The sequence below is a fragment of the Pseudorhodoplanes sp. genome, from assembly GCF_050250235.1.
Classification (GTDB): domain Bacteria; phylum Pseudomonadota; class Alphaproteobacteria; order Rhizobiales; family Xanthobacteraceae; genus Pseudorhodoplanes.
This window is the reverse complement of sequence record NZ_JBFWPA010000216.1, coordinates 1-6,846: the sequence shown is the minus strand read 5'-3', so window position 1 is coordinate 6,846 and position 6,846 is coordinate 1. Positions and strand designations below refer to the sequence as shown.

Genomic DNA, 6,846 nt, shown 5'->3' with positions numbered 1-6,846 from the left:
CTCTGGCTCCCGCCCCGGATCCGGACAGCCGAGCTACACCTCCCCGCGCGAGACCGGCTTGAGGAGCGAAATCAGAAAATTGGCGATCCTGCGGCCAAGGGCGTGCCACGAAGACTTGGCCATCACGGATGTGTAGATGTCGCCGTACGGCGCCCACGGCTGCGGCGACGTCATGCGTATCCCCAGATTTGCATGCGCACGAAGCGACTCACTTTGCATGGCGAACGGCTTCAAGTACGCCGCGACCGAGACAGTGGGGTGTTCCTGCAGGTTCCGGCCGACCGCCGGCGAGTCGGCAACGATATTGATCCCGAGTTCCTTCAGCGCCTCGGCGGGTCCTATTCCCGATCGCATGAGGATCGCAGGCGAATGGATAGCGCCCGCGCACAAAAACACGGCTCGACCGTGAAACTTTGCCGCCTTCGGACCGCTGGTGACTTCCACCCCGACGACTCTTTGATTTTCGCACAGCAGTCGCTCAACCCGCACATCGGTCATCACGGTCAGATTCGGCCGCTGCCTTGCAGCTGCATCGAGAAATCCCATGGCGGCGGAGACGCGTTGGGACGGAAGATTGTTCATCGGAATCCGACCGTATCCATTGCTTGGATCGGCATTCATGTCTTCAACGAGAGGCAAGTCCCTTTTGACGGCGACGCGCGCCACCGCCTTGCAGAATTCCGGCCATTCCTCCATCGTATGCCGCCGAATGGGGATGGGGCCGCTTTGTCCGTGCAAACTGCCGTCGAAATCTCGATCGGTTTCAATTTCCTTGAAGAACGGAAGAACATCCGTCCAGGACCAACCCGCCAATCCTGACCGGGCCCGCTCCTCGAAGTCGTCCGGCAGGGGCCGGATCGCGACCATGGAATTCACGCTCGAGCCGCCGCCCATGATGCGGGCCTGCTCATAAAAAGCCGGATCGCGCTGCGCGCCGAGGCGCCTGCTGATCCAGTTCACGTACAAATCGGGCCAGAAATTCTCCTCCCGCATCGCGCTCGCGTAAAAAGGATCGCGAATGGAGGCGGGCTCAGCGCCTGGCGGCGTGTCCCTTCCGGCTTCAATAAGAAGCACGCTCAATCTTCCGATCCGAGATAGCTCGGACGCAACCACACAACCAGCGGATCCTCCGCCTACGACGATCACATCCCAATGCTTACATTGAGCCGCTTCGTCCATAATTTCACTCCCAGCCTAACGAATACCAATAATCGGCGAAGGTCCTCTAGGAATGCCCCTTGGTGCGCCCACCCTTACCTTCGTTAGGTGTTACTCTGCGTTAATTAAGCCAAGGACGCCAGAGTCTAAAAACAAACTGTAAGGATGGTATCATCACGCCAGTTAAGATACCCCCTGCTGTTACTATCGCCAGCAAGGATATTTGGTGAAGACCAGATCAGCGACATGGCAAATCAGGCATCACCAAAAGCTCATCAACTGAATTGGCCGTCAGCTTGACAAACTATCAATCGAATGAGAGCATCTTCTTTCTGAAAAGAGATTGTTTGCGGAAGCGGTTGGCGAGATTTTCGGCCCGCGCATCGATCTCTCCAAAGAAAAGCCTCATCTTTCGATCGGCATTTTCTTGCAAAATATCCATGCTATTGGTGGGCGCTTTCCCGCGCTCTGGGAAGTGGCCTACACACGGTCTCTGGATGCGTTTTTTCATCGCACGCGCCAGCAATTCAAGACGAGCCAAATTTGGAGAGACCACCAATTATGACCAAACACGCTGTCTACGGTTTGTGGATCAACAACAAGGAAATCGTCGACCCCTCTCGTCAAAAGGAGAGCGTTGACCCGAGCAACAATCAGCCGTGGATGGTAGCGACGCAGGCGAGCAAGGGCGAGGTCGATCAGGCCGTCAACGCTGCGCGGCAGGCCTTGAAAGGCCCCTGGGGCTCGATGCCGATCGCCGACCGTGTCGGCCTTCTTCACAAACTCGCCTCTCTCCTGCGAGAGGACGCCGAGCGCTTAGCCGACATTGAATGTCTCGACACCGGCAAGCTCCTTGGCGGGGCCTTGATCGAGATGAAGCGCGCAGCCGACTATATCGATTACTATGCTGGCGTCGCGCGCGCATTCGAAGGCGTTCATATCGAGATTTCGCCGACGCGCACCGGCACGGTCGTTCCGCGACCTCGTGGTGTTGTGGCGGCGATCACTCCGTTTAACGGCCCCGTCACGCTGACGCTCTGGAAGCTTGCTCCGGCGCTGGCGACCGGAAACACGATCATCATTAAACCATCGCCCGAAACGCCCGCGACGCCCGGCGAGCTTGGCCGCCTCGCCGCCAAAGCCGGATTCCCGCCGGGCGTCGTCAATATTCTCTATGGCGACACCGAGATCGGAGAAGTGCTCGTCACCCATCCCGGCGTCGACTGTGTAGCGTTCACCGGCAGCAGCGAGGTCGGCCGCAAGATTGCCGCGGCGGCCGCATCCTCTCTCAAGCATGTATTGGTCGAGGGTGGCGGAAAATCGGCTTTCGTCGTGTTCGACGACGCGTCGATCGATCTCGCCATCAAGAATGCCGTCAACGGCGTGTTCGGAAGCACCGGCCAGACGTGCGTGGCAGGCTCGCGCATGCTGATCCATCGACCGATCTACGATCAGTTCGTCGATAAAATGGTGTCCGTTGCAAAAGCATTCCGCGTCGGAAATCCGCGCGACGTCCAGACTCAAATGGGACCGCTGACCACACGCGATCAGATCGGTCGCATCGACAAGCTGCTCTCGACAGTCGGAGCCGATGGAGGAAAAATCGTTGCGGGCGGCCATCTATCGAACGCGCCGGACCTTCAGGCTGGAAATTATTACCTGCCGACACTGATTACCGGTGTCAGCAACAATGCCGAAGTTAGCCAGCGCGAATTCTTCGGGCCAGTCGGTGTTATTCTTCCATTCAGCGACGAGGACGAAGCCGTCGAGATCGCCAACGGGACGCCATTTGGTCTCGCGGTCGGCATCTGGACGGAGAATATTCGTCGTGCAAACCGCGTGAGCCGGCAGATGCAGGCTGGAACGGTCTGGGTGAACTGCTACCGCGCGTTCGAGCACACGTTGCCCTTTGGCGGATTCAAGCAATCCGGTCTTGGGCGCGAAAACGGGATGGCGGCCTTGCGCGAATACACGCAGTTGCAGACGATCATCAACGACTTCTCGCCAAAGTAAACATATATCGTGAATGAAGGACTAGAACGGTGAAGCTGTGCAGGGCTGCGGTGGCGAAGGCATAAACCTATGGCGCGGTCGTTTCCAACGCAATGGCAATGATCCCCGCTGAACGGCGGCGCCTGCTCCCAGGCGACCCACAGCAAAGCGGGAAATCGATGTGGCCAACAAAAGTGGCAACGTGAAAACCTTGTGATGGTCCGGGGAAATTCAACAGCGGCCAGATCACCTGATTCAAGTACGACTGCCGCCTTGGAGCACTACAAAGCGGAACCGTTTCGAACTCTGCTCAACAACAGCCGCCATTCTTTGGACGATAAGGCGGCATGAGACAGTCGTGCTCGCTGCCACAAGCTGATTTTCGCAAAGGCTGGGAAGGATGAAAATTCGCTTCCTTTTCTAGATAATCGCCTCCGAGTGCTATGCGATTTTGCTGCAATTCTACGGCCGCCTAAGCTTGTGTATCTCCGGTTCAGACTCGAGAATTTTTCCAGACCAAACTCCTCGTTCAACCAGCGTATTGACGGTCGCAACAATGACCTGACCTGCAAAACGCGCAAGGCGTGGTATGGGGCGGTCGGAGGGATAGGACATAATCAACCGGCGCTGCGGTACCGGATTAATCAGTGGCGCTGCACAGAGCCAATTATTCTTTAATTCTCGATGGATTGGAGCAAGCGGGAGTATGGTGACGCCATGCCCATTGTGCACCAGCGACTTGAGAATTGAGTAGCTATCGGCCTCAACCTTTACGTCGAGGATGATTCCCACCTCCTGCGCGTAGCGATCGATAAGCGTGCGCAGTCCGTGACCCGCGCTGGGCAGCAGGAGACGTCGATTTTCCAAGTCAGAGAATTCGACAGGTCGCTCAAGAGAGAGACCTGCGGCTGACGGCCCGATAAGGAAAAGCGTTTCTTCTAGCAACGGGTGAATACGAAGCGTGCGAGCAGATCTCGGGTCATAGAGGATCGATGCATCGATCTCTCCGCGATGCATCCAATCAAGCAGATAGCCCGTATAGGCACAGACGATCCGCAGCGTGGCCTCCGGATGAGCGTCCCGGAAGGCGGAGACCAGCGGTTCCGAAAGAATATCGGAGACGGTCGGAGGCATACCAATCGAGACGTGACCGCGCAGCGGCCTGTCCTCGTCAGAGACAACCGAACGGATTTCCTCAAGCTCGGTCATGATCCTTAGCGCATGGTGCAGCACGGCCCGACCCTGCTCGGTGAGGACCATGCCGCGCCCATGACGATCGAAGAGGCGGACGCCCAACTCTTGCTCCAGGAGTCTAATCTGCCGACTGAGCGCAGGCTGCGCGATATGAGAACGATCCGCCGCCTTCGACAGACTGCCGAGCTCTGCCACATGAATAAGGGTACGGAGCTGAGAAATGTCCATTGTTATAGAATAATGCTATATCTGATCATGCAGAAGGGTCGATGTGGAATTATTTTTGGTAAGGCTATAAAGGAGCGTCGATTGTTCTGCGAGGGAGACGAGTCTTGGATGCCGCTAAAGTCGTTTCCGCCCGACGAGAGCCAAAAGCTCACGATCTTTCCAAGGAGTGGCCGCTCGCACTTTACGAAACGCTAAGAGCTGCCGGCGTCAGCCATATGTCCTATGTGCCGGATGCGGGCCATTCCACGCTGATCCGCCTGTTCCATGAGGATCCAGAGACCCTCGCCAATGTGCTGACCACCGAGGAGGAAGGCGTCGCAATTGCAGTCGGCGCATGGCTTGGCGGCAAGCGCAGCATTGTGCTGATGCAGTCCTCAGGCGTCGGCAACTGCATCAACATGCTTTCGCTGCCGGCGCAAGCCCGCACTCCGCTGCTCCTTCTTGTAACAATGCGCGGCGAGTGGGCGGAGTTCAATCCCTGGCAGGTTCCAATGGGGCGCGCAACGCAGGCAGCCCTGGAGGCCATCGGCATGACGGTTCTGCGCGCCGAGACTGCCCCTGACCTGATTGAGACGGTTGAGCAGGCGACCATCATGGCTTACGAGACCGATCAACAGATCGCGATACTGATCGCGCAGCGTCTTGTCGGCAAGAAGCAGTGGTGAGCGACATGGACACTGCGATGAACCGCCGCAAAGCGATAAAGAAGCTTCTTGATGCGCGCGACAGCGCGCTTGTCATCACAGGTCTGGGGTCGTCTAGCTATGACGTTTATGCCTCTGGGGACCGCGACGATAACTACTATCTGTGGGGCGCCATGGGTGCGGCTGCGCTGGTCGGACTGGGGCTTGCGCAGGCACAACCTGACCGGCGAGTGATGGTGATCACGGGGGATGGCGAGCAGCTCATGGCCTTCGGCGCGTTGGCGACGATCTCCGTCGCACAACCAAAGAATCTCGACGTGATTGTGCTCGATAATGAGCATTTCGGGGAGACCGGAATGCAGCCGAGTCATACCGGAATGGGGATCGCCCTCGACAAAGTCGCGATGTCGTGCGGATTCGCCGAAGCGGCCGAGCTGCGCACGCTCGATGAGGTCGATGCATTAACCAGGCGGCTACGCCAGCCCGCCGAAGGACCGAGGCTATTCGTGCTTAAGGTCGCAGCCGAGAATCTCCCCAGATCCCTTCCGCCACGCGATGCGACATTCATCAAGAACCGCTTCCGAGCCCATCTTGGCCAAGCGACCTGTTGAAGCTGGTATTGTGTCGATCCTTAACGTCCGCCGTTGACGATCTGCGTTGGCTCAAGTCGAACCTATATAATCAACCAATCGTCTTTTGCGTGGGAGGAGGACAGAAAGGGAGCGGGCGAAGGCCGCGTCCCAAAGCGCCTGGTCGATCTCGATGCCCTTTCTAAGCACTGTCCGATCGACCACGGCGCGCGGCTTACGAGCGGCGCCATCCGCGACAACCACAATGATCGTACCCGTTTCGGCACGGATTCTCGTTGTCGCCGCTTCGACCCTGAACACATCCTCGTCGATTACACATCCCTGTATTTGTGTGCCGGTTGAGATCGTACAGGAAGCTTTGGCGCCACATTTCGCCGTCACGAGCTTTGGAAGCCCCAAGCCAAAACCGGGATATCGCACATGATGCGCGACGACGACGCCGGACCCGTTATGGAAGGCCTGTTCGCAAGCTAGATCCGACAACAATGACGCAACATAGACAGCCGTCTCCCCTCCGCCATCGACCAGAACCACACCGTTATCGCGAAATTTTATCCGAACACGATCGGGCTGGATCTGCATGTTTCGGTTCACGGATTCCCAAAGCGTCTGGAGCCCATCACCCCGCTGAAGCTCCGCTTCGAGAACCAGTCGTGAAGCCGTATATTCCAGCCCGCCCGGCAGCTTGAGACACCAAAGAAGCCTCGCTACCAGCTCCCTCAATTGTCTCACTGTAACCAGCATCGAGCGAAACCTGCTTATCCGAAATTTGCACGGAAAAGCCGTATCCAGTTTTCCCCCATCAGGAGCCTGATCTCATCGTCCTGAAATCCCACCTCGTGAAGTCCCTTGAAGATGTTGGGGATCTGTCCCGCGCTACCGTCCTTCGCCCATTCCGGCTTTTCGTGGACGCGTCGCGGTTGCGCCGTCCGCGTCCAGGTTCCCATACGGGCGTACTGGATGGATTGATCCGTATGGCCTCCCCCTTGGTCGGTTCCAATTCCAACGTGCTCGATCCCGATTTGCTCAACAAGCCTGGC

At 57.6% G+C, this 6,846-nt stretch carries 8 protein-coding genes; 3 read left to right on the top strand and 5 right to left on the bottom strand.

Going from position 1 to position 6,846, the window contains the following annotated elements; genetic code table 11:
• Nucleotides 1-33: 33 nt before the first annotated feature.
• Both AB7F49_RS36790 and AB7F49_RS36785 read right to left on the bottom strand, forming a co-directional pair.
• Entirely contained in the window at nt 34-1,179 is a 1,146-nt protein-coding gene (locus tag AB7F49_RS36790; protein WP_428532111.1) for a GMC family oxidoreductase, read from the bottom strand.
• A gap of 286 nt (nt 1,180-1,465) precedes the next feature.
• Entirely contained in the window at nt 1,466-1,669 is a 204-nt protein-coding gene (locus tag AB7F49_RS36785) for a hypothetical protein (protein ID WP_428532108.1), read from the bottom strand.
• 50 nt (nt 1,670-1,719) lie between these two features.
• Here AB7F49_RS36785 and AB7F49_RS36780 point away from each other — a divergent pair, with 50 nt between their 5' ends.
• Nucleotides 1,720-3,171 carry an aldehyde dehydrogenase family protein gene (locus tag AB7F49_RS36780; protein ID WP_428532105.1) on the top strand — a complete coding sequence of 484 codons (1,452 nt, stop codon included), beginning with the start codon at nt 1,720-1,722 and terminating at the stop codon, nt 3,169-3,171.
• Between the two features lie 441 nt (nt 3,172-3,612).
• On the opposite strand, the gene AB7F49_RS36775 is transcribed toward AB7F49_RS36780, so the two are convergent.
• Nucleotides 3,613-4,572 carry a LysR family transcriptional regulator gene (locus AB7F49_RS36775; RefSeq protein WP_428532102.1) on the bottom strand — a complete coding sequence of 320 codons (960 nt, stop codon included), beginning with the start codon at nt 4,570-4,572 and terminating at the stop codon, nt 3,613-3,615.
• A gap of 104 nt (nt 4,573-4,676) precedes the next feature.
• Between AB7F49_RS36775 and AB7F49_RS36770 the strand changes: the two genes are divergently transcribed.
• Nucleotides 4,677-5,237, top strand: coding sequence for a thiamine pyrophosphate-binding protein (locus tag AB7F49_RS36770; protein WP_428532099.1), 561 nt, complete (start codon nt 4,677-4,679; stop codon nt 5,235-5,237).
• 17 nt (nt 5,238-5,254) lie between these two features.
• The gene (locus tag AB7F49_RS36765; RefSeq protein ID WP_428532096.1) at nt 5,255-5,827 is read left to right on the top strand and encodes a thiamine pyrophosphate-dependent enzyme; all 573 of its coding nucleotides are present in this window, start codon (nt 5,255-5,257) and stop codon (nt 5,825-5,827) included.
• A gap of 51 nt (nt 5,828-5,878) precedes the next feature.
• Here the strand turns inward: AB7F49_RS36765 and AB7F49_RS36760 are convergent, their stop codons facing one another.
• On the bottom strand, nt 5,879-6,388 hold the full coding sequence (locus AB7F49_RS36760; protein ID WP_428532093.1) for a hypothetical protein: 510 nt from the start codon (nt 6,386-6,388) through the stop codon (nt 5,879-5,881).
• Nucleotides 6,389-6,564: 176 nt separating this feature from the next.
• The coding region (locus AB7F49_RS36755; protein ID WP_428532090.1) for a membrane dipeptidase at nt 6,565-6,846 on the bottom strand (282 nt) is incomplete at its 5' end.

Excerpts from the sequence above, each read along its gene's own strand:
- AB7F49_RS36780 (WP_428532105.1), top strand. The coding sequence starts at position 1,720 with ATGACCAAACACGCTGTCTACGGTTTGTGGATCAACAACAAGGAAATC.
- AB7F49_RS36785 (WP_428532108.1), bottom strand. The coding sequence starts at position 1,669 with ATGAAAAAACGCATCCAGAGACCGTGTGTAGGCCACTTCCCAGAGCGC.
- AB7F49_RS36775 (WP_428532102.1), bottom strand. The coding sequence starts at position 4,572 with ATGGACATTTCTCAGCTCCGTACCCTTATTCATGTGGCAGAGCTCGGC.
- AB7F49_RS36765 (WP_428532096.1), top strand. The coding sequence starts at position 5,255 with ATGAACCGCCGCAAAGCGATAAAGAAGCTTCTTGATGCGCGCGACAGC.
- AB7F49_RS36790 (WP_428532111.1), bottom strand. The coding sequence starts at position 1,179 with ATGGACGAAGCGGCTCAATGTAAGCATTGGGATGTGATCGTCGTAGGC.
- AB7F49_RS36760 (WP_428532093.1), bottom strand. The coding sequence starts at position 6,388 with ATGCAGATCCAGCCCGATCGTGTTCGGATAAAATTTCGCGATAACGGT.